This is a genomic window from Halobacterium sp. CBA1132, from assembly GCF_001485535.1.
GTDB lineage: Archaea > Halobacteriota > Halobacteria > Halobacteriales > Halobacteriaceae > Halobacterium.
On the sequence record NZ_BCMZ01000004.1, the window covers coordinates 1 to 21,609 of the forward strand.

Below are 21,609 nucleotides of genomic sequence, written 5' to 3' on the forward strand. Positions count from 1 at the left end.
CCACCTCGTTGGGGACAGCTGTATCGAACCTCGGCATCGACACACTGTCTACAACATCGAAACGGCCGGCTGCTTTCGCGGTTGTCTCGAAGATTGTTGACCCAGCATTCACGGCGTCATCCACGACTGGTTGCGCGGCGTTGGCAGCTTGGAAGAACGGAGCGAACTGCGCAGCCGCCGGGCCTGCGGCATCATCGAGGACGCTCGCCACCGGGCCGGTAACGACGTTCGTGTCTACGTCGCTTCCCGGATTCAGAACCGACCGCGCGACCGGTGCCGCACTTTCCGCTCCGGTCTCCAAGAAGTCCACGACGCCTTCTCCGAAATCCTTCCCTGACTGCCCCGGTGACGCTGCTCCGGGGCGAGCGACGGACACCTCACCAACGACGCGCGGGGTGTTGGCGCTGTCCGTGGAATCAGGACCATCGGCGCCGTAGGTCTCAACGTCCTCGATGTCGGCCGGTCGCCCGGCGCCACCTCCGGTTTCGTTCCCCGCTGCGCTGCCGTCGGTTTGGCTCCCCCCGCTACCCGAGGTGAAGAGTGTCTCTTGGATTTCTCGGAGCTGTTCAGCCGCCTCCGCGTTTGCCTGCCGTTGCTCGATGAGGTCTTTTCCTTCTGGCGTCGCCACCGTCGAAGTCAGCGATTCGGGGCCGCCCGACGGGACCACATCCCCGTCTGTTTCCGTAGCGGTAGCTCGATAGACACCGGGGGCGACCTCTGTCACGTCGGCGTCCTTGACGCCCGGTTGTTGCTCGACTTGATACTCCGCGAGTGACCGCGCCGCGTCGTTCGTCTGTGGAGTTACAGTTCCGCCACTCTCCGCGTCGATCTCGGTGACGGCAACGCCGGCTTCATCAGCTAGCTGCCGCTCCGTAATCATCGAAGCCGCCTCCTCCGTGAATGACGCGTCCAGCTGCGTGCTGCCGTCTTCCCCCTCGGTTTGCGTGAAATTCAGGTCGTCCTCGGTGATGTAGAACCGGTCAAACTGGTCTTGAACCTGCTCGACAACCGCCTCCCGGCGCACCTCTTCGGAGAGGGACGGTTCGACAATAGTCTCGCCGTCTTCACCCGTGGATTCCTGTATGCTGACGTCGTTCGCCGTGACTTCGACGTCACCAAACTGCTTATCGAATCGGTCCGCGTACTCCTTCGCGTAGTAGTCGTCCGTGTACTCCGTGACGAACTTCCCGTCTTCTCGGCGGACGTTGAAGTCCTGGGGGTCCAGCCCTGTTTCAGCCGCGAACGCCCGCTCAACGTCGTCGATGTTGTCCCCCGGTTCGATGGTGACGTCGTCGGCCGCGTTCTGAATCGGGTCATCTATGCCCTGTTCGCCATCCCCACTCCCAGAGTCGGGATACGCGTATGGCTGGTCATCATCTGCCCCGGGGACAGTGTCATCGTCTATATTCGGCCCATCCGACGTATCCGTCCCGACGTTATCATCACCTTGGGGTCCTGTCGGCCCCTGTTCAGTTGTCGGTCCATCGAAGCCGTCAGAGCCCGTTCCCGGTCCGGGAGCCGGGCCGCCCGGCCCTGCCGGGTTGTCCCCTTCCTCAACGCCGTCGTTTCCACTCTCGGTGCCGCCGGTTGCGCTCGGCGCGTCCGATGGGTCGTCAGCATCCTGCCCGCCGGTATCCGGCGAGTCGTCCTGCGGGTCCTCGTTCGGCCGGTCCTCCGGCGTCGTGGACGTCACCGAATCCGTGCTGCCGTCGTCGCTCGACGGTGGGGAAGCACTCGGCGCATCACTCGGGTCGTCTGCGTCCTGCCCGCTCGTCGAGTCACCGGACGGGTTCCCACCCGCGCTTCCGGAGTCGAGGTCCTTCTCACCCCGGCCGGGCGGACTGCCGGCGTCGCCGTCGTCTTCGTCGATGCTCGGCGGGTCGAGCGCACCGACGCTGCCCGGGTCGCGGTACCCGCCACCGCTCGATGAATCCGACCCGCTATCTGACGACGTGTCTGAGGAGTTAGAATCCTCGTCGTCGTTGACGGGGCTGCGTGGGTCGTCGGCCGGCCACCGGTCGCGGCCGCCAACCGAGTCACTATCCTCCTCGCTGTCGTTTGCGGAGCCGAAACCGCTACCGGCACCGAGTCGGGCACGGGCCATTTGTCTACCAGCAAATACGAGCGCCCCCTACCTAGTTGCAACGGGAAATAGAACTGAGGGCCCAGTTTGTGGTTCCACTACTGGTGTTCGAGCGTGAATCTATCTCTGGGGAAATCAGTCAGCGTTGCGTATTAATCGGTCTGGAGAATGGTCCGTATGGCGCTCGTGATCTTCATAGAACTCTTCGGCTTCTTCTTCATCCGTGAATAGCCAGCTGTCATTACATTCTCGACACCGAACCTCGTATCGAGAGCTAGCGGTGCCAAATTCCCGCTGTACCACACGTCGAAGCTCGTTGCGTCGTTCGAAGTCCGAGTCAAAATCAACGCCAATCTTCTCCAGCGTCTTATCAACCAGCAGTCGCTCCCGCGCTGCTTTTTTCATCCAACTGGAGAAGCTCTCGTCTCCATCTTCGACCTCGTCTTTGATTTGCGTCAGTAGCCGCTCGTCTTTGCCAAACCAGATTCCCTGCGTTGTTCCCATACACGAACGCTACTCTGCAAGAGTATGAGTATTCACCTGCAAGGCGGGCTGGTGATTCTGGTAGTCCCCCGGAGCCCTGCAAAACAGATTCCGCATCTTCCACAGGCGTGCATCTTGAGAAACACGTCGCTAGGTAGTTATTGAAACTCCCCTGTGAAGGGGAGAGACCCTGCGTGATGACCGATACGAAACTCAATCGCTCGTCCGGAGCCATCGTCACTTGAGCGGGACGGCCATCGCCGCCCCGGCTCATATCGTAGGGAGGAGCCTTACGGCCTCTACTCCCGCTTGAGCCGCACGACGGTGACGATAAGTGCCGCGAGGCGGAGGATCGTTGTCACGACCCATCTCGTCGTCTCCGATACCGTGAAGCCTGCAATGATGGTTCCAATCACCACGCAGGTGGCAGTGGAATGCTGCCATCAATTCATAACACGCCCGCTCGTATAAAGCCCCACGTTCCGCATGCGCGCGGAAATCGACAGACGGCAGTATTGTGAAGACGACCGGACTGGGCAGGGATGTAGCTATCGCTGAGGAGGATTAGTGCGTGGGTGGATTAACTGCACCACCCACGTGATGATTGGAACCAGTTGATTGAATGAGTCCCTCATTCATAACCTTAGTGTCTGAGTATGGGGTAGGGTGGGGTTAGACTAAAGTTTCACTCGGGTTGCGAGTATTGACCGGCGCTGCCATCTCCGGTTAGTTTCCGACTTGTGAAAGAAGTCGTCACCGAACCCGCTGGTTCCCGCCCTATATCGCGGTTTCCTCCGTCAGTCACCCGGTTCTAAGTGCAAGGTTGTTCTAACAAGTAGGTATGAGGCTAGAGGCGACCGGGAAAGACGACGAGTACAAAGTCTGGATGACCGACCCCGAACTCGAGGAGCTGCGGCGACACGCCGACAGCCATCGCGACGACCTCATCATCCAACTCGGTGGGTACGTCGGCCTGCGCGCGTTCGAGATACCGCAGATACAGCCGCGTCACGTCGCGCGAACCGAGGACGGCGACCACTACCGACTGCGCGTCCCTGAAGGCAAGGACACCTCCGGGAACGGCGGGAAGCCACGCAACGCCTACCTCCCTCGCGACGTCGAGAGCGACATCCACCGGTTCCAGAACGCCGAGGACATCGGCCGACGGGAATCGCTCATCGACTTGACCGAACGCGGCATTCGGGCTGTCGTCAAGCGCACGGCCGAGCGTGCGGCCGACGAGAGCGGCGACGAAGACTACCGGTACGTCAGCAGCCACGACCTCCGACGTCGGTACGCGCAGCGGCTGCTCGTCGACGAGCAAGTGAACCCGCGCGTGGTGATGCAGGTCGGTGGATGGGATAGCTTTGCGGCCATCGAGCCGTACCTCAACGCGCCGACCCCGGACGTCGTCAACGACGCGTTCGAAGACGCGGGGATTGCATGAAGGAAGTCGCTGTGTCGTTGGTCCTCGCGACCGCCATCGGGACGACTGCCGGGATGACTGTCGGCGTGATGAGCGATGGGAGGTTCGCCGCTGCGGTCGGATTAGGAGCTGGAGTTATGGTCGGTCTCGTCACCTTCTTCGCTATACTCGTTCTAAGCGCGCCGAATACATCATCTCCCGATTTCAGGCGGTAATCGCGCACGAGGAGGGCGGTTTCGGGGACGATACCCCAAGGTTGACCCCACCAATCCGCCGGTCTACAAGGAGCAGTTCACACGGGAATGTCCGATAGCCCCCGAGTGCTTAACCGGACTCCTAGCTAGGCCCTGACGTATGTCGGGACACGACTCCCAGTGGGTCTACGTCATCCAGCACGAGCTGGGGCCAGTCAAAATCGGCATCGCGGAAGACCCTCACAGGCGTCTCGGAGAACTCCAGGTCTCGTGCCCGTTCGAACTCACAGTCCGGAACTCCCGACGGCCCGTCGACGCGCAGGAAGTCGAGTCCTTCCTTCACGACCACTTCGAGAGGTACCACATGCGGGGCGAGTGGTTCGACATCCCGCCGGACCTCCGGGACTTCGAGATTCCGACGAAGATTCACTCGACAGGTCGCCCGAACATCGCCGTTCCCCGTGGCGGGCCGCGATACTTAACCGCTGAATGGGGCGAGTTCCTGGAGCAAGTGTACCGGACGATGAGGCCAATAAAAGGGGCAACTGGCCAGATCAACGAGCTTCGCTCAACGTGGAGAGAATATGGAGCGAAGTACCTCGAAGATGAATCTGTCGACGGAAACGACCAGTCGGTGAACGCGCCGGGCGACGTTACCGACACCGTCGACGACGTCCCGACCGGTCGAGTCCAGTGTACACGATGCGGCCACTACTACGACCGCCAGCGCGAATCCTGCCCGAAATGTCGTGGTGGCGCGAGATTTGACCCAGAAGATGAGGGGCGGCGATAGACGGCTTCATCGATAAACTTCATTCCACTTCATCGAATCAGCTCCTCGCGGACGCGCTTCCGGTTACTGGTTACGGTTACTGGTTACAACACGCGGTTTCTCCAAAAACCCTATGTGAAGGTAGCATCTGTGTCTACATGAGCGCGGAAGGTGCCGCGTGGAGGCTGTATGACCATGACCCGCAAGCCCTGAGGCGCAAGCCAACGGGCGTTGAAGATGGACGTGGGTGCAGCAATCCCACCTGATTCTAAATCTCCGATAGTCGCGACGCCAGCTCGTCGTAGCCCTGACGCCGGGCGTACTCCGCGACCGGGCGGAGCGAACGGTTGAATTCGTCAGGTTCACCGCCACCCATCCAGCCTCGATACCAGCAGTTCACACGACTCGCGACCGACTCCGCGCGGCGCTGCTTTATCCGCTCAACTTCGACCGGATTGGAGCTGGTGACCAGCGAATTATACGCACTCCCCCATCGGTCGTTGAAGTCCTCCTTCGTCTGTGGAGCTTCAGGATCAACCGCCGAGCAGTGTCGAGGATGATCGATTTGCCGGGCAAGATGGTTCGCGGAGACGTCAGCGAGGAGCGACGCGGGGTAGTAGTATTCTGACTGAATGCATGTCACGACCGGCGGAACATCCTCAGAAATGCCGTAGTAAGCGCGCCCGAACCGGTCTGCCTTATCGGCGGCTCCATCGAGGATGATGAGAGCGTCGTCAGCAGCTAACTCGTTCACTAATACGGCCGATTGGACTGCTTCGACACGTTCCGGATTCGAGCCGTCCTGCCCCAAGTGCGAGGTCGCGATTACTCGGTCCTTATTCTGGTCGGTGACCGTTTCGAAGAAGTCGATGCTTTCCTCGTAGTCGAGGCGGTGGGATTTGTCCTGAAACGGTCGAAATGTGTGGCCGTCCGCCGCTTCGTAGATACTATCGAGAACAGGGAGTTCATCGTCGCGCTCCGAGAGAACTGCCGTCGTGACTGTTATCCCGTCAATAGTGCTGGCGTCAATAGCGATAGAGCGGGTGTATTCCGAGTCACCGGCATTAAACGGGCGCACAGGCTATTTTGTAGATGACAGTGGGCTTTATTGAGGGTTCTGTTTCCCGACCCTACAACTACTGGATCAACAACACATGAAATTTGGTTACAGGTTACAATTACAGGTTGCAATTACAGGTTACAATTACAGGTTGCAATCACAGGTTACAATTACGGGTTACATCCATAGGCTACAGGTTGCAATCAGTAGCCACTCGCCTGTTCGACCGCCTTCTTCTTCTCAGCCTCTCGCGCATCCTCCAGAATCGAAGGCAGTGCCGCTCGCAGCCCGACGCGCATCAATAGGCGGGCGACGTCACTCTGGTAGACATCCTCGGTATCCGCGTCCTCATCATCGAGTTCAAGAGCTAGCTCCAACGCCACGGCGTCCAAATCGCCCGCCTCGTCCAACCCAACAAGTAGGGCTTTCAGCTCCTTGTCGCGGATGTTGATGTTCTCGGGCGATCCGCCTTCCTCTATCGCGAGGAGAGCGTCTTTGATTGCCTCGACGCGGTCTACACCCTCGGTGTCCGTGGACGGGTCCGACGTGTGTCGCTTCTGTTCTTTCGCCGCTGCGAATGCCTGTTCCGCCGCCTCTTCCGCGTTCTCTGAGGTTTCGTCAGTCATGATTAGCTAATCCGTTTCAGTAGTTCCGTGGTGTTTGCTTCGTAAGCCGCCCGTGCCCGCTCCCCGGTCGCGTACAGCTCGTCTTCACTCGCCGCGAACAGCGTCTTCCCAGCCGATTGCAGGTTGCCGATATTCTGTGAATCCGCGACCGGCTCTGCAACGATCTCCGGATACGCGTCCTCAATCTCCTCGACGAACTCCTCAGACTGCTTCGTCGCTCCGCTAATCATGGTCGGGATGACCATCGACAGATGCGGGTGGATGTCGTGTGCATCGAGGACAGCACTAAGGTCCTCACGAATCTCCGCGAGCGCGTCCGCGAGACTATCCAACTGGTCGCGCTCGAACGCGCCGGGGCAAAGCGGCGTCACGACGTTTTCGGCCGCGACGATGCCGTTCAGCGCGATGTTATCTTCCTTGCCCGGGAGGTCCATAATCGCGACGTCGTATCGCTCAGCAAGATGCTCCTCGCAGAATTCGTCGAGCATCAGATATCGGTCTTCGACTGGCACCGACGCGAGGTTGTTGTCCGCGCCCGACAGTCCGGGGTCGGACGGAATCAGGTCCGGACCCTCCCCCGTGTCGAACACCATGCGGTCTACGACATCCGGGATGTTGGTCGCGATGAAGGTCCAATCGTCCCCAAAGACTGCCGAGATCGGCGCGTCCGGATCCTCGACCTCGTCGGCGAGCCCGAACTGGGTCGCGAGGTCGTTTTGCTGTCCCGCGAGGTCTAGCAGTACAACGTCTAAACCGTGGTCTTGCGCGGCGGACGTCGCCATGTGCGCAGCGGACGTCGTCTTACCGACGCCGCCTTTGCCAACATAAAACGCCGCATGCCTCATTTCACCCATTACGGTTACAGTAACCGTAATCAGGTTACATAAACCTATTCCAGTTACCGAAAACGCCAGCCAACTGGCGAACTACGATGTGGCTATCAACCGTTTCTCGGCCACTCAACCGGTATTACGCCTATTTGAGGAGTTTATAGATATTCTTGAAGTATTCTTCCCTGACTTCTCCGCCCCAAAAGTGGCGGTAATGCCGGTCAACAACGTCGTCACCGACATCTCCCCGAAGGTACTTCACGAGCGGGCGGTCGATTCCTTGAACTTCAGTCATCGTCGTAAACCAGTGTCGGAAGTAATGGGGAGTAACATTCTGTGACCTGCCTGCACCCACCTCATACCAACCATACGCTTCTGCGAGATCGGCAACAACGTTGAACAACTGCCCTCGTGTCATCCGTGCGTACCGCTCAATATCGCCATATCCCGACTGGAGTGTGAAGACTGGATTAGCATCACTTGGCATGTGAGTTGGTCGAACTGCCAACCAATAGATGAGCGTCTGCTTCAGTTCCTCATCGAGAGGGAGGATGGTATCTCGCTGCCGCTTGTTCCCATTATCTCGTTTCTCTCCGTTCACTTCCTGCCCGGAGGCGATGTTACTGCTGACGAAGATGCAGTCCTCGCGATGGTCGATTTCCGGGCGTGGGGAGAGTAAGTGTTCGATTCGAGGGTCCTGAATCTTCAGGTCGCGCATATCGAGGTTACAGAGTTCACTGGCTCGAATCCCTGTTTTCACGAGAAGCATCACCATAGCGAAAGCTAGTGGTGACTCAATAGTCTGGACGAAGTCCCGCATCTCCTCGACGGAAATATCCCGACGGTGCTGCGTCGTCTGGATGTTGAATTGAACACGGTCGAGCGCCACCGCCATCGGATTTGTCTCGTACGTCCCGCGGTCGCTGTAGAACTGATAGAACCGCTTTATCGTGTTTGCGTGTCGTTTCAGAGTATGCTCCCCGATGTTGTCATGGCCACGGAGCCAGTCAACTAAATCGAGGGCGTCTTTCTCGTCCATTTGACCAGGTTGCTTCTCGATTTTATCGAGGAACTCTTGGAGGTGGTTCAGCGCTTCTTCCTCCATATCCACAGTCCGCTCGCTTTTCCCCGATTTCCGCATCCTCTCCATATAGTAGTCGTAGGGATCGTCAGGGTCAGGTGCGCTACTGATGCTCATTCTGTTCATAGCCTCCTTCAGCCGGGTTGTACGCTATTCTGTCTTCGTCGTCAAGTTCGCGGATTGCCTCCAGTGTCCGATCTTCTATTGGGGTGAGGACAGCGTCGACGATCTCGTCTGGAGGTAGAGGATCATCATGGTCGTCAAGAGTGTTGAGGACACGATCTCTGATCTGGAGCGGGTCATCCGTGTCGTTTGTTCGAGGATCGAGTTCGGCGACTTGCCGTCGCCCAGCTCGAATCATGTACCGGAGCCATTCACTCCGGTTCATATCGGTATTCTTGACAGCTTCGTCCCATTCTTTCAGTTCTTCAGGTCGGCCTCTTATCGTTACCTGCGGGTTTCTGCCGTAGTCTTTGTCGTGATAATCTGTGTTATCAGGCTCGCTCATTTGAAGTCGCTAAGATTGGTGCGGTTACCTTAATAAAGGTCAGTAATTTGGCCGTACGAACGGTGCTCGTCATCAGGAGATGACTCAAGGCGGAGGTTTTGGTTCAGTATTGAATGTTAGAAGTGTACGCAAAGAGGAATGGAAGAAGGCGTAGAGGCCGGCGGTGTTAAGAAACTCGCCATAGGGCGGTGACGTGATAACGACATCTCGGTTAGATCGATAGTCAACCGGGGACGTTCGGCAAGAATACTATCTCAAGCAGTCACTCGAATCGAGAATTCGCCGTCATTCACCTCAAGGCTGACAAGGATATCAGTCGCTGTAAGAAGGAAATCGGGACGTTCAACACGTGCTGCTTGTCGGAAAGTAGGCTGCGGCCCAAGTCACCAGTATACTTGTCAAATCTCACAGAGTGAAAGGTGCCGGGTAGACGCGAATACGGTTGTGCCGGCAGGTTTTGGGCTATGCCTTCCTGAACTCTCCGTCCTCCTTGATCAGCCAGCCGTAGTCAGTCACGGCTGCCTCAATACCAGCATCGACGCGCTGCAAGTTGCCTTTCAGTTCGTCGAAGCGGTCGAACACAGCCAGCTTCAGATTGTCTTCGTCCAGAGAGTCCTCCGAAGCCGCCAGTATCGAGGCGACGACACGCTTCGCGTCCGCCTCACGGCCTTCTGCATCCGCTGGCGGCTCCCACCCCTCCGCAGATGTGACGTCGCTGCTATCCATGTCACCGCCGTCAGCGACTGGTTCCGTCACCGATTGCTGGTCGTCTGGTGTCGACGCAACCGGTTCAAACTCGGTATCCGGCCGGAATTCCAGCAGCGGTTCACCGTACTCCCCTGAGGTCAGCCGGACGTTATGGATGATGTACTCCTTCCCCTCAGCGTTCGCGGGGAGCGGGTTCGAATCCCCACGCGCCTGGAAGTCAATCGTATCCCCGAGCTCGTCTTCGACTGTCCCTTCGGCCTGCAGCCAGGGCTTCGGTTCCAACGTATTCGAGACCGTCACGCGCACTGACAGCGAACCGGGACCGCCGTAAGCATCCTCAAGGTCAGCCAGCGGCACAGTCCCGTCGCTATCGCTTTCTTCGTCTTCCCCGCTGTCGTCTTCTGGCTCCTCAACGTCCGTGAACGCGCCGAGTTCGAACTCCTCACCGAGCGTCTCACTGGCGAGCTCGATATCGATGTGAACAGCGCGACGTCCATTCTCTAAGTTGCGTACCTGCTGGTTCGTCCCGACAGGGTACGCCGACGCGTCCCCAGCTTTGTCGTCGTAGTTGTCCAGGAAGTCTGTCTTGCTCAGCAGCGAGTGCTCGTTCTCGAGGTTGAACTCGCGGAGGTACTTCTTCACCGCCGAGAACGTCGTTGGCATGTGGAAGGCCAAGACCTTCCCACCGTGCTTCTGGCTGTCCACAATCCGGTAGTGGACGCCCTCTTCGAGGTAATCCTCAAGCGCCGCCTGCGCGACCAGCTCAGTGAACTCGTCGATATGTTCGCGACGCCGGCCGTCTGGCCCGACGTTCTCCGCGACATGCTGGATGGCATCCCGGAGAGCGTCCTCGCCGGGGAGCGCGTCGACATCCGCGCCCATCTCCGCAGCAAACTCTTGGAAGACCTCGTATCCGAACACAATCGTTCGGAGGCCCTGGACTTCGCTGTCCTCGTTCAGTGAGTCGATGCCGAGCTCTTTCAGGTACCCGTCGACGGTCTCGCCTGCCGCTTCCCATTTCTCTGCCAGGGCCTCCGTTTCAGCGTTGAGGATGTACTGGTAGTACGCGAGCGCGTGGTCGCGGAAGTTGTACTCTCGCCCCTGCAGTTCCTTGAACGCGTCCCGGTACTCGCCTTTCGTCGACGACGACGAGAACTGCGTGACAATCGTCCGCCGACGAACGGCCGGCTTCTCGACAACTTGCTCACCAGAGTACACTACCGGTGCCTGCAGGTGGAACGTCACCTCACCGAGGGATGGACGGCCCTTGCTGATACTCTGACCGCGGAATACCTCACGGAAGCGCCGGTGAAGCCAGTCCATCTTCCCCTGCGCGAGGTCCGTCGGCTTGTATTCGTCCAGCCAAATCGGGAGCCCGCAGCTGCTCGAGAGCTTCTTCTCGATGGTAAACCCCTTGTCACCGCAACCGTACGGGTTCGGGTTCGCTCCGAATAGCTCGTAGTACATCTCCAGCGTCGACGTCTTCCCAGTTCCAGTTCCGCCGACGACCTGCAGGAGATTGAACTGGCGTTCCCCACCAGGCCCGAACTCATCGAAGATGAGAGGCTTCAGCGGCGCCGCGTAGTACCATCCGAGAACCGGTAGTCCGCGTTCGGGCATCCGCGTCCAGGGGAGCGTCTCGCAGATGTTCGCGACAGTTCCCTCGTCGTAGTTGTCGCCATCGTCGGGGTTGAGCGCCCACTTCTCTGCGAGCGAGGACGATGAATCCATATCGCCGCCCTTCTCGTAGAACTTGTATTCGGCGTCCTCAGCCCATCCTTCCGGCGTCAGCGTCCCGCTTGGCGTAACCCACTCATCGTACTCTTGACCGTGGACGCCGATGAACTCGGTGCCTGTGTGTTCGGGAGCCATCTGGCTACCGACAGTCTGCCGGAGGTCACTGAGGACCTGCTGGGACGTCCGGTTTGCCTGAGACGGCTGGAACCACGTTGTCCGCCCACGCACGACCTCCTCGCGGAACTCGCGCGCCTCGTTGAATACCGTCGGGTGGACTTCGACTTCGTAGCTCTTCCCCATCGGGTGGTTTGGATTGACCTCGATGGTCAGTAGTTCCCCTTCGTAGGTGTCCAGGTACGACACCGTCTCGAGTGTGAAGTTCGTGACCTGGTCGAAGCCTTCGTCGACGACGTTGCCGTCCTCGTCGACGTTCACCCACTCGTAGCCGTAGCACCCGTTCCGGTACTCCAGTTCGCCAGCTGGCTTCTCTGGCCCGGTTTCAGCGCGGAGGATTGCCTCGCCGCGTTCGACCTCGCTGTAGTCGACCGTCGACGGGTCGGGGTCGCGTTGATGGGATGGGTCCCAGTAGTCCCCCTGTTTATCGACAGCCTTCAGGACGCTACTCCGGTAGCTTTCGTCTTGACGCTCGCTCCACTTCTGCAGATTCGGGGGAGAGACGTCTTCAGGGAGGTTCGATCCGTTCATCGCTCGCCGGACAGCGCTCTTGTCTCCCTGCAGCCAGAAGGCGAGCTTGTACGCGAGCGCGCTTTCTGCCCGGCTTCGGTCGTCGTTGTAGTCGCTGTAATCGCCACGCCAGAGACGCCGAATCTTGTCGTCGTTGCTCTTGTTTAGCGCGTAGCTCAGTGCCTCCTCAGTATTCGCGTCGCCGCCAGTGTTCTGGGGCGGTTCGTCTGCGGTGTCTGTGTCGTCGTCATCCTCGCGATAGTTGGGGTCGGCCTGGAGGACCGACAGAACATCAGCTGGGGAGATCGTCGCGATCTCCCGGTCGGCGTGGAGCTCGTACTGGCCACCGTCCTCGGCTGCACAGTCCTCACACCAGTCCTTATCGCAGCCGTTCAGCTCGGAACCAGCACCTACGACGTACTGGTTCGCGACGCGTACCTCGCCCCAACTCGGCTTCGGATTCTTCGTCCCGAGTTCGTCCTCGAAGACATCGGCTATCAGTCGGCCGTCGACGGTCTCCTCGACGGCGTACAGCCGGTGCGTGCCACCGTGCGGGCTCTTCTGCTCCAGCGTCGCGGGAAGCTCCGAGAGCGCCGTGAGGCCGCTCCTGTCGTTGACGTCGTCGTAGTCGTCGACGTCGAGGATAATGAGCCGGTCCTCGGCGGTCGCGTAGATGCCGTAGTTCCCCTCGACAGCGTCGGGGGCGTGCATATCGTGGTTGAAGCTCCCCTTCTCGCCGTCCTCGACGTCGACGAACCGCGCCGGGTCCACGCCGGCTTCTTCGAGTCGGGCGGCGACGCGGTCGCGAGCCTCAGACATTGACGACACCTCCGCTGGTCGCAGCGCTCGTACACTTCGTACACTTCGGCGTTATTTTCGAAGTGTACGAGATTTTCCAGGGACGGCAACGGGATGACACCCCTCTGTACACTTCGTACACTTCGTTTTGAGAGGGGAGAATATTAACACGAGGGAGAACCCCGTGCGTGTTATACACTCTTGTCTTGAAACGAAGTGTACGAAGTGTACGAGTAGCGATGCCTCTATGCAGTCGTGCGATTTTCTCGTACACTTCGGGGCCACCCCTCGAAGTGTACGGAGTGTACGCTGGGGTGTCGATCAGCGGGTCAGCCGCGGTCTCGGGAGTGGTTGTGTCGGTCATCGTCGTGGTTGTGGAGCTGTCGGACCGACGCCCGAAGACGTCCCGAGGGATAGAGCAATCGCTGGTCGATGGGGCAAACTCTAAGTCCCTCGGCGCAGAAGCAGTGGGTGAGAGCGTTCCCTGCGGGGCGGTGGGACGCCCCGGCTTCTGCGGTCCGAAGTTGTGTTCTCGTAGTGGCTTCGCTTTCTTGCTGATTAGTGCGAGGTAGTCCGGGACGTTAAAACTCCCGCTAGTTCGCCCCCGATGTCTGACGCACGTCGTGCTCATGCTTCGACCCCACTGGTTGCGCGGTCGAGGAACCGCTGCGCGCGCCTACTTGTTTGCCTGAGGACGTGACCGGCTTCGCAGACGATGGGGCCGTCGTAGGTGTGGAGGTAGACGGGTTCGCGGCAGCCGTCTCGGAAACAGCGCTGCGTCATCACAGATCCACCTCGATTCGCTCGCCGAGCTGGTCGTCGCCGACGGGGAAGCACGTGACGACCGTCCCGTTGCCCTCGTCGTAGACGTAGACGACGCGGCTATCCGGGTGCAGTCGGGCGGATTCCGAGATATCGTGGTCGTCGATCTCCGCGCGCTGTGCTTCCCGGAACTCGCGCTCGATCCGCGTCCGGGGGTAGGGCTCGGTGGGGTTGACGCGTTCGAGGAACCGCTGTTCGGCGTGCGAGGACACCTGGACGTTCGTGGCGCTGGCTGCCATCGTCAGTGCACCTCGGGGCTGCGAGTGGTCGGCGTCGGTTCTTGCTCTTCGAGCTGGGCGAGGTAGCGCCGGAGGCGGCCCACCGTTGAGAACGCGGTGTGGCTGAACCCGCCGACCACCTCGTCGGTGGGCTCGTTGTCGTCGAGCGGTATGACAGCCCAGTAGCCGTCTTCTCGGTAGGTGAGCCGGTAGCCGTCGAGGTCGATGCACGCGTAGTCTTCAGGCCGCTTGTCACCGACGACGGCGAACGCGCGCCGAACGGGGTCGATGAGGCTGTCGTCGTGGGTGGCGTCGTCGTGGGTGGCGGCCATTACAGCATCCCCTCCTGTTGGGCGCGGACGGCCCAACGAGCGACGCGCTGGGGTTCGACGTCGGGGCGGGCGTGCCGGAGGATCGTGTCGTAGCCGAGCTTCCCGCTCTCCGGATGGCCTCCTTGGTTCGACCGGCCGGGCTGTTCTCCGCCGCGGTTCTGGGTTTTCGATGGCATGGGTATTCTACCACCGAGGCAAGGCCGGGCGAGTTCCCCGAATTTTAAAGCGGGTTGCGTGCGTAGAATGAGCCAGCCACGGTTCGTCCGTGGCGGGCTCGACGCAGTGGTTTTGGGAGTCGCCCGCGTGAGGGTGCTGGAGACACCCTACACGATTCAGTTATTTGCCTGCCTCATACCCATGGGTATGCACTCCTTTGTGATAATAGTACCGCTACACTCTATAATACCCCTAACGGCTGTTTCACCCGTCTTACTCCCCGGTGATTATTTGTATACGCAGGTGATTATAACGAGTATGCCGCAAGAGGAGCGCCGTAACCTTACCGGGTACGTCCGGGAATCGACAGCCGAAGACGTCGAAGAGTGGGCGAACGAACACGGGTTCTCGAAAGCACGTGCCGTGGACGAGCTGCTAACTGAGGCCCTCGAAGACGAGACGTGGACCGACACGACTCAGCGCGCGAAGGACGCACTGGATACACCCGAGCTGTCCGCGTTCGTTCTCGCAGGCATCCGCCCCGACGGCCAGAGTCGCGTTCAGAGTGCAACGCGGCCGCCGGGCCTCGACGAGGACCACCAAATGACGGACCCGGACCGTCTCAGCCCACAGACGCAGGCGGCACTGCTCTGCCTTGCTATCGCGGCAGAACAGCAGCGTGAGGGGCTGGACATGGAGATCGGCGAGTACCTAGAACTGGTGCGTGGCGTCTGGGAGGCGGTGTACGAGAAGGGGGAGACAGCGGGTGTCGAATGGGTGAGTGATAATGAGTAGTGATAACGCGGGTTCCCAATTGAACGCGAAGCGGCTGCTCGAGGACGTCCACGAGCTAGCGTCGGTCCTAGAGAGTAATCCGACATCCGGGCAGCCCCGGGCTGTCCCGGCGCATAAATGGCCGAAGGCTCGCCGAGCGCAAAGCCGGGTCGAAAACATCATCATGATGCTACAGCCGGTCGCCTCGGACCGCGACGTGTGGAGCGAGCCGTTTGAAACCGTCAAGCTCTCGGAAGGCTCGCAGGAATCTCCGTCCTCTTCGTGGGGGCGTTCGGTGGCTGGAACAGGCCTGCAACCCGAGTCTGGCGGTGGAAGCGTGGAGGAACGCGAGGTCGCGCTGAACGACATTATCGGCTGGGACGAGACGGTGACAACGACGGAATCGTCAAATCGGCGGGGGATGTCGAACCAGCGTGTTGAACGCCCCGCGTGCCTGTCCCTGTCAGCGATTCAGTCGGCGCTCGTCGTAATCTGGGAGATTATCAACGACCTGAACCTCGGCATCCCGAAGCCGGACACGCGCCCGGAGAACGAGATGGAATGGGACATCGAGGAATTCGAGGAAGAATGAAGGGGACGAAATTGTACCGGCGGTGGTATAATCGCGTGAAGGAACCGCCGACGAACGACTTCCTCCTCGTTCTGTCCGCCAGCTCGAAGTCGGCGGTCTCGGGGACGGGGAAGACGACTGTCGCCACGGGGCTGGCGAAGACGCTGGACTCGTCGCCGTCGGGGTTCGACGCGGAATCGCAGGCGACGCTGAGCGCGGGCGAGCTGGGCTACGAAATCATCCCGGAGGTGGAGAACCGGAGCGCCGTCATCATCGACGAGGCGCAAGGCACGCCCGGTGCCGGCAGCGCGATGAACAAGCGGCGGTCCATGAAGACGGAGACTATCGAGACGATCTCCTCGATCCTCGCCAACCGGGACAAAGGCCTCACCATCATCGTGGTCGTGCAGCAGTTCCAGATGCTGGACGCGTGGCTGCTCCCACTTGTGGACGCATGGGTACTGATTCGTCGCGGACCGGGACATCCACAGGGCGAGCTAGCCACGCACCACAAAGTGCAGGTAGACGACTACGACCTACAGAGTCCGACGCTGAAGACGCCGGCCATCGAGGACCTGCGGTGGCCCGCGCTCCCGGAGACGGACCCGGACTATCAGGTGATGGAGCGCAAAAAGCAAGAGGCGAAGCGCCGCTCGCAGGACGGTGAGGAGGGTGGCGACCAGCTCCCCAAGACCGCCCAGATGAAGATGGCACAGGCGTTCCGTGATCAGGGTCACTCGCTACAGTGGATTGCGGATAACATCGAGGAAATCGAATACTCCCGGGAGACGATTCGGAAGAACACAGAAGCGCCTGACGGGGTTGCGAGCGCGAAAGCGTGAATCGCAATACGGCGGTGGGGGAAACCGCTCGCAACAACAACTGCAATAGGTACTGTACGTCCTCGGCTACTGTTCATCGAGGAGAGTCGGAGGTGGCGACCTTCGGGGCGTCGCGGCGTGGCGCGCACGAATCATCGGTTCGACTGTTCTCCGGTCAACTTGTCGCGGGTGGCTCGCCCCTGCCCTACGTTCAGCGATTCGGTTGCGGAATCTAGACGCTGTTGCGCAAGGTGTGCGCAGGTGATGATAGTTTCCGCAACAGGGTTCCCGGAGTGAAAGGGTCGGCTGCTCCGTAGGGTCGCGCACGAAGAGCGTGGAAGCGGTCGCGGCCATCGGGAACCCCTCGGCCAACGGGACCGATGGACGGCGAAGAGAAGGCGTCGTCGTCGATTTTCGAGGACCTTAGAGTTCGCGGTGGTCCCGGTCCTCGCCAGCTCGATGCTGGACCTCCGGCGGTGCGAGTGTGGTCGGCTGCCGTCTGGCGCTGTTGGCGTCTGCGGTGCGCGCGTGCTTGCTCTCGAGGTCGTCGCGTTGGCTCGCTCGGTCACTCCCACGCGGTCGTGGTTCGGCCGACAGGGGAGTCCCGCGCAGGGTTCCATGAACGCGGGCGGTCGGCGTGCGAGTTCTCTGTCGATGCATCGCCCGCGTCACTTGTCGGGGGTGGCGGTGAGGCTAATGTTCAACTGGACGTCGTCGAGGACGTCCTCGCTGTTCGCTCCGAACAGCGTCGCGTTCGTGAACGCGTCGTGTTCGTCGGTGAGGTGATCGACTAGTCGGTCCATCGACTCGAAGACGCGGTTGCACTCGTTACAGGTTCGGTCCTCTTCGGGGCGCTGTTGTGTCGTGTTCATGGCTGTGTAGCTGTTGGTGGCGTTGCTGTGGTGCGTGGGGCGGCGGGGTCCGCCCACGCGGGCGTTTCGTACAGTGGGACTTCGGAGCCGCGTGAGGCGAGCGTGCGCGCTTCCTGAACCGGCACGGTGTCGCGCGTCGTGTCGAAGGTCTCGATGTCCTGCCGGTAGACGACACGCCGCCCGGGGACGTCCTCGAACGGCATCACGTACAGCACACGGTCGCCGTCACGCAGGCGGAACGCAGCGCCGGTCATGGTCCTGTGTTCGTCTCGCCGGTCGTCGTCGGCTGTAGTTCGACCTCGATGCCGGCGGGCGTCTCGACGCGGACGCTGTGACCTTCGACTAGCTCGCGGATGGCGGTCTCCCCGATCTCGACGGTCGCGCCGTTCTCCGCTTCGTTGATGGCGTCTAGCTCGACGTCGAGGTAGTCGGCGGCCATCTGCGTGTCACGGAAGTACGGAGCGGCGTCGCCGAACGGTTCGACGCCGTCGGTGAGCGCGGCCATGTCGTTCTCGACGACGTCGAGGAGGCCGTTCACCTCGCTGCGGAAGCGACTGAAGTCGTCAGGTGTGGCGTCGCCGTCGGAGAACGCGGAAGCTAGCTGGTTGGTCGCGAGCTTCAGGTCGCGGGCGCGTCCTTCGGCGCGGCGTTCGAGCTGGCGGCGCGCGACGCGCTCCCAGTTCGTGCCGTCATTCGCCGAGGCCATCGTTCCCCCTGCGTGCTGCGGCGACGAGTTCGTCAGCGAACGCTGCCGCCTCGGATTGCGAGAACCCCATGCTCACGTATCCGATTCCGGTGTCGATGTTGAGTTCGACGTCGGTGTGTTCGTCGGTGAGGCTGGAGACGCTGAGGGAGTAGTCGGCGGGGTCCTCGAAGTTCTCGTACAGTTGGATGCTGGCCGAGAAGGACGGCTCAGCGTTCTCTTCGGTCTCGCTGTCGTTGGTGGCGTCGGCGGATGCTGCGGTGGTTCCTGTGGCGGCGAGGGCGGCAGCAGTGCCGGCCGCGCCGAGGAACGCGCGTCGGGTCGTGCCGCTGGTGGATTCGTGGTCAGTCATTAGCTGTTCTGGGGAGTGGTGCGCGAGGTGGTTTTCCAGACGACGCCGAACGCGAGCATCCCGGCGAGCGCGACGACGGTAACGAGCGCCCAGAAGGTGCTGTTCGCGAGGGTCGCGGTCGCGCCGGCAACGACGCTCATGGTCGCGGCGAGGAGCGTGTGGGTGTACCGCTGCTGGCGTTCGATGCTGGCGAGGCGTGCGTCCCGTTCGCTCGCGGCGACAAGCGTTGTCGATTCGTCTTCGGCACGGTCGGTCGCTCCGGGACGTTTTTCGTCCCGGGAGTTGTGGTCTGTCATGGTGTCTGAGCGGGCACCACTCGCGGCCGGCGGTGTGACGCCGGTCGCCTTTCCTCCGTGGCGACGACGCCGACGAGCGGTGCTTACCTCCCTCTAACGACGCCACCCTAATAGTTCTTACTCTATGTTGTATATTCCATATTGGGCAAGCACTATATGGAGTAAGCACAATATTTAGCATATGTCGGATACTGCATCCGAGCAAATGGCGAAACGCCGCGCGCTACTCACCGACGCCGAACGCGAGATACTCGCAGGTGAACGAGACGTCAAAGACAACTACCGCTACAGCGTCGAGTCCCGCGTCCGGACGCGCATCCGCGATGAACTTCCGCGAGACGTCTCCACGCTCGAAGAATACTACCCCGAGTTATTCGGCGAACTCCACGACGTCGTCTGTGACACCGCCACCGAGTTCGTCGCTCGCGACGACCTCGACGCCATCACCTACGGCCCGAGCCCCCGCCTCGAGGATGGCTACGTTCTCGACGTCGGGATAGAAGACGGCGGACGCGTAGACATTCACATTCCAGAAGACACCATGTACAGTCTCTGGACCGAGGTCCAGCATACGCCGTGGCCGGACACGCTCCCCGAACAGGATGAAGCTGCGGAGCTGCGCGCGCAGCTGGTAGATCGTGCGATGGGGGCGGACGCGGACATGCTCCGGGACGCGTTGAACGCGCTCGACGACCGTCCCGAAGAACTGTGACTCGCGACCGATACTAACCCCGTGAACTATCCTGCCGGCTGCCCGCTCGACGAGGTGCCGGCGTCGGTCGTCGTGTCGAGGGCGGGCGGAACGACGACGATGCACGCGCCGAGCGAGGGACGCCTCGAGGCCGAACCTCGCTGCGGACACGCAGGTGACTTCCGGCAGGTGGACCGTGCAGCGGTCGAACCGACACACGAGCCGTGCGACACCTGCTTTTCCACGTCGTAACCCCCGGGTTCGCGTCCCCGAAACCACCTTCCAGAAAGAGCGTGCGGCCGGAATCCGGGTTAGAACGGGAGGTCTTCGAACTGCTTGTCGAAGTCCTCCATTTGCTGCTCGAGCTCCTCGACGGTCGCGATGCCCGTGTCGAAGTCGTCGGAGCTGAAGGCCGTGCTGACGTCGAACACTTCTTCGCCGCTTCCTTCGTCGTCAAGATCGGGACGCGGTTGGCGCGGACGCCCCGGCTCCGACCCTCCGTACTCGAACTGGAATTCGAAGGCGAACTCATTCGGCTCCCCGAACCCGGGTTCGGTCGGCTCTCCAAATCCCGAATCCACGCCCGTCGTCTCTGTCGCTGTCGCGTCGCTAATCGACGTCGTCGCGGCGTCCACCGCAGCATCGACGCCGGCGTCCACTCCAACCTCTTCCCCAACGCCTTCCCCGTAGTCGGGGCCGAAGTCTAACCCGGTCCCGTCGTTGGTGTCCGCGCCCGGCTCACTGAACGTCTCCCCCGCTCCCTCGATGCCTCCACCGGCGGTCTCCTCACCGAACGGGAGCCACTCACCGGTCTCAGCGCTATCGGTGTCCTCGGTGGTTGTCGTCCCGGCGAAGGGAGAGGAAGCGTCACCGCTGCCGACCTCGGTCTGCTGCGCCTGATCGAGGACATCATCAGTCGTGAAGGTGTCAGTGAAGTCGATAGCGAAGAACTCCTCGGTGGCATCCTGAAGCGTCCCTTCGTCGTCGGGTCTCCGGCCGACGAAACGGACGCCACTGTCGCTGCCGACGACGAGGCCACTCCCTGTACGTCCCCCGACATCGAACCCGCCGCCCTCACTTGTCTCGCCGCCGATAGCGTCGCTCCCCGGGCCGCTATCCGGTCCCATGTTACTGCCGGGCTGGTTGCCGACGGAACTTCCGCCGGTGGTGGAGCCGACGGCACTCGTCTCCGTCGTGGCGGTCGGTGTGTCGTCGTCGGTTTCGGGGACGTCCATCTCGTTGACGAACATCGAGGTCGGTTCCAGTTCGTCGATCTCCCACGGCGCGCTGTTCTCCCCCGCGCCGATCTGGACGCCCAGCTCGGGAACGCCCAGCGGACCGACGTCTTGCGCCTGCGGGTCCGGAACCTGCATTTCATCAACGAACTGTTGGCCTGTCCCCTCGACGCGCTGCTCATCAACGAACAGTCCACCTTCGGTGACTTCCAGTTCGTCGGCGAACGCCCCCGCCGTCGCGAACGCCGCCGTTTCCATCGTTCCCTCAGTCGCGGCGGCGGTCGCGGTGCCGGTGCCGCCTCCACTCGCGGCGCCGCCCGCACCTGCCGTACCGCTCGTCGTTGCGTCGTCAGCTAGCTGGGACGCCGACACCGCATCGTCGCTCCCCGAGACGAACGTCTGGACGCCACCGGGCGATGCGACCGAGAACACTGGGAGCGGCCCGCCAGTGACGTTCGGATTGCCCTCAGCTGCGTTCGCGATGAACTGGTCGGTCGCGTCCTCGACGTCCTGTTCGGTGACGTTGTTGACGTCCTCGGCGGCGTCCTGTCCCTGCCCTGCGAGGAAGACGGTGCCTGCGAGCGGGCGTGCGGCGATGCCGGCAGCTTCCCCGAGCCGGCCGCCGCTCACCTCGTTGAGCGTTACGGCCGCGTCCCCGACGACGCCGCTCGCGCCGGCGCCGACCTCAGTCGCGACCCCACTCACGTCGTCCGAGGCCGCTGCGAACGGCGCGAACTGTGCGCCCGCAAGCGTGCCGACGGTGGTCGCCGCACGCC

Annotated in this window: 24 protein-coding genes and 1 pseudogene; 7 read left to right on the plus strand and 18 right to left on the minus strand. The window is 61.2% G+C overall.

The window, feature by feature from the left end; translation table 11 throughout:
- Both AVZ66_RS15420 and AVZ66_RS15425 read right to left on the minus strand, forming a co-directional pair.
- Positions 1 to 2,104, minus strand: a pseudogene (locus tag AVZ66_RS15420) (hypothetical protein); the annotation flags it as partial.
- Positions 2,105 to 2,218: 114 nt separating this feature from the next.
- A complete protein-coding gene (locus AVZ66_RS15425) occupies positions 2,219 to 2,587 on the minus strand; it encodes a hypothetical protein (protein WP_058985056.1) in 369 nt (122 codons plus the stop codon).
- A gap of 820 nt (positions 2,588 to 3,407) precedes the next feature.
- Between AVZ66_RS15425 and AVZ66_RS15430 the strand changes: the two genes are divergently transcribed.
- The 3 genes from AVZ66_RS15430 to AVZ66_RS15440 all read left to right on the plus strand — a co-directional run bounded on the left by AVZ66_RS15430 (position 3,408) and on the right by AVZ66_RS15440 (position 4,979).
- On the plus strand, positions 3,408 to 4,013 hold the full coding sequence (locus tag AVZ66_RS15430) for a site-specific integrase (protein WP_058985057.1): 606 nt from the start codon (positions 3,408 to 3,410) through the stop codon (positions 4,011 to 4,013).
- Positions 4,010 to 4,207, plus strand: coding sequence for a hypothetical protein (locus tag AVZ66_RS15435; protein ID WP_058985058.1), 198 nt, complete (start codon positions 4,010 to 4,012; stop codon positions 4,205 to 4,207). Before AVZ66_RS15430 ends, AVZ66_RS15435 begins: the two co-directional genes overlap by 4 nt.
- A gap of 139 nt (positions 4,208 to 4,346) precedes the next feature.
- Positions 4,347 to 4,979: a GIY-YIG nuclease family protein gene (locus tag AVZ66_RS15440; protein WP_058985059.1), complete on the plus strand. Its 633-nt coding sequence runs from the start codon at positions 4,347 to 4,349 to the stop codon at positions 4,977 to 4,979.
- 247 nt (positions 4,980 to 5,226) lie between these two features.
- On the opposite strand, the gene AVZ66_RS15445 is transcribed toward AVZ66_RS15440, so the two are convergent.
- From AVZ66_RS15445 to AVZ66_RS16490, 10 genes are all read right to left on the minus strand, one after another.
- Positions 5,227 to 6,036 carry a hypothetical protein gene (locus AVZ66_RS15445; RefSeq protein ID WP_058985060.1) on the minus strand — a complete coding sequence of 270 codons (810 nt, stop codon included), beginning with the start codon at positions 6,034 to 6,036 and terminating at the stop codon, positions 5,227 to 5,229.
- Between the two features lie 185 nt (positions 6,037 to 6,221).
- Positions 6,222 to 6,644, minus strand: coding sequence for a hypothetical protein (locus AVZ66_RS15450; protein WP_058985061.1), 423 nt, complete (start codon positions 6,642 to 6,644; stop codon positions 6,222 to 6,224).
- 2 nt (positions 6,645 to 6,646) lie between these two features.
- Positions 6,647 to 7,498, minus strand: coding sequence for a ParA family protein (locus AVZ66_RS15455; RefSeq protein WP_058985062.1), 852 nt, complete (start codon positions 7,496 to 7,498; stop codon positions 6,647 to 6,649).
- A gap of 121 nt (positions 7,499 to 7,619) precedes the next feature.
- On the minus strand, positions 7,620 to 8,672 hold the full coding sequence (locus tag AVZ66_RS15460; RefSeq protein WP_197407835.1) for a tyrosine-type recombinase/integrase: 1,053 nt from the start codon (positions 8,670 to 8,672) through the stop codon (positions 7,620 to 7,622).
- Positions 8,659 to 9,063 (minus strand): DUF5805 domain-containing protein, encoded by a 405-nt coding sequence (locus AVZ66_RS16480; RefSeq protein WP_157575748.1) that lies wholly within the window; start codon positions 9,061 to 9,063, stop codon positions 8,659 to 8,661. Before AVZ66_RS16480 ends, AVZ66_RS15460 begins: the two co-directional genes overlap by 14 nt.
- A 462-nt stretch (positions 9,064 to 9,525) precedes the next feature.
- The gene (locus AVZ66_RS15470; protein WP_058985065.1) at positions 9,526 to 13,011 is read right to left on the minus strand and encodes a bifunctional DNA primase/polymerase; all 3,486 of its coding nucleotides are present in this window, start codon (positions 13,009 to 13,011) and stop codon (positions 9,526 to 9,528) included.
- Between the two features lie 606 nt (positions 13,012 to 13,617).
- Complete coding sequence (locus AVZ66_RS16485) at positions 13,618 to 13,773, minus strand: hypothetical protein (RefSeq protein WP_157575750.1); 156 nt, start codon at positions 13,771 to 13,773, stop codon at positions 13,618 to 13,620.
- Positions 13,773 to 14,051 (minus strand): hypothetical protein, encoded by a 279-nt coding sequence (locus tag AVZ66_RS15475; protein ID WP_058985066.1) that lies wholly within the window; start codon positions 14,049 to 14,051, stop codon positions 13,773 to 13,775. The genes AVZ66_RS16485 and AVZ66_RS15475 overlap by 1 nt, the downstream gene beginning before the upstream one ends.
- A gap of 2 nt (positions 14,052 to 14,053) precedes the next feature.
- Positions 14,054 to 14,362, minus strand: a complete 309-nt coding sequence (locus tag AVZ66_RS15480; RefSeq protein ID WP_058985067.1) for a hypothetical protein — start codon at positions 14,360 to 14,362, stop codon at positions 14,054 to 14,056.
- Positions 14,362 to 14,538 (minus strand): hypothetical protein, encoded by a 177-nt coding sequence (locus AVZ66_RS16490; protein WP_157575752.1) that lies wholly within the window; start codon positions 14,536 to 14,538, stop codon positions 14,362 to 14,364. The genes AVZ66_RS15480 and AVZ66_RS16490 overlap by 1 nt, the downstream gene beginning before the upstream one ends.
- 67 nt (positions 14,539 to 14,605) lie before the next feature.
- Between AVZ66_RS16490 and AVZ66_RS15485 the strand changes: the two genes are divergently transcribed.
- The 3 genes from AVZ66_RS15485 to AVZ66_RS15495 are packed head-to-tail and all read left to right on the plus strand — an operon-like array spanning position 14,606 to position 16,705.
- Positions 14,606 to 15,313 carry a hypothetical protein gene (locus tag AVZ66_RS15485; protein WP_058985068.1) on the plus strand — a complete coding sequence of 236 codons (708 nt, stop codon included), beginning with the start codon at positions 14,606 to 14,608 and terminating at the stop codon, positions 15,311 to 15,313.
- Complete coding sequence (locus tag AVZ66_RS16495; RefSeq protein ID WP_157575754.1) at positions 15,306 to 15,884, plus strand: hypothetical protein; 579 nt, start codon at positions 15,306 to 15,308, stop codon at positions 15,882 to 15,884. The genes AVZ66_RS15485 and AVZ66_RS16495 overlap by 8 nt, the downstream gene beginning before the upstream one ends.
- The gene (locus AVZ66_RS15495) at positions 15,881 to 16,705 is read left to right on the plus strand and encodes a hypothetical protein (protein ID WP_058985070.1); all 825 of its coding nucleotides are present in this window, start codon (positions 15,881 to 15,883) and stop codon (positions 16,703 to 16,705) included. The genes AVZ66_RS16495 and AVZ66_RS15495 overlap by 4 nt, the downstream gene beginning before the upstream one ends.
- Positions 16,706 to 17,352: 647 nt before the next feature.
- On the opposite strand, the gene AVZ66_RS15500 is transcribed toward AVZ66_RS15495, so the two are convergent.
- Genes AVZ66_RS15500 through AVZ66_RS15520 form a run of 5 tightly spaced genes read right to left on the minus strand, consistent with a single transcriptional unit; the run spans position 17,353 to position 18,907 of the window.
- Complete coding sequence (locus AVZ66_RS15500) at positions 17,353 to 17,556, minus strand: hypothetical protein (RefSeq protein ID WP_058985071.1); 204 nt, start codon at positions 17,554 to 17,556, stop codon at positions 17,353 to 17,355.
- Positions 17,553 to 17,810: a hypothetical protein gene (locus tag AVZ66_RS15505; protein ID WP_058985072.1), complete on the minus strand. Its 258-nt coding sequence runs from the start codon at positions 17,808 to 17,810 to the stop codon at positions 17,553 to 17,555. The genes AVZ66_RS15500 and AVZ66_RS15505 overlap by 4 nt, the downstream gene beginning before the upstream one ends.
- On the minus strand, positions 17,807 to 18,262 hold the full coding sequence (locus AVZ66_RS15510) for a hypothetical protein (protein ID WP_058985073.1): 456 nt from the start codon (positions 18,260 to 18,262) through the stop codon (positions 17,807 to 17,809). The genes AVZ66_RS15505 and AVZ66_RS15510 overlap by 4 nt, the downstream gene beginning before the upstream one ends.
- On the minus strand, positions 18,246 to 18,611 hold the full coding sequence (locus AVZ66_RS15515; protein WP_058985074.1) for a hypothetical protein: 366 nt from the start codon (positions 18,609 to 18,611) through the stop codon (positions 18,246 to 18,248). Before AVZ66_RS15515 ends, AVZ66_RS15510 begins: the two co-directional genes overlap by 17 nt.
- The gene (locus tag AVZ66_RS15520) at positions 18,611 to 18,907 is read right to left on the minus strand and encodes a hypothetical protein (protein ID WP_058985075.1); all 297 of its coding nucleotides are present in this window, start codon (positions 18,905 to 18,907) and stop codon (positions 18,611 to 18,613) included. Before AVZ66_RS15520 ends, AVZ66_RS15515 begins: the two co-directional genes overlap by 1 nt.
- A gap of 181 nt (positions 18,908 to 19,088) precedes the next feature.
- Between AVZ66_RS15520 and AVZ66_RS16800 the strand changes: the two genes are divergently transcribed.
- The gene (locus AVZ66_RS16800) at positions 19,089 to 19,619 is read left to right on the plus strand and encodes a hypothetical protein (RefSeq protein ID WP_197407836.1); all 531 of its coding nucleotides are present in this window, start codon (positions 19,089 to 19,091) and stop codon (positions 19,617 to 19,619) included.
- A gap of 290 nt (positions 19,620 to 19,909) precedes the next feature.
- Here AVZ66_RS16800 and AVZ66_RS16805 read toward each other — a convergent pair.
- Positions 19,910 to 21,609: hypothetical protein (locus AVZ66_RS16805; protein WP_197407837.1), on the minus strand; the 1,700-nt coding region annotated here is incomplete at its 5' end.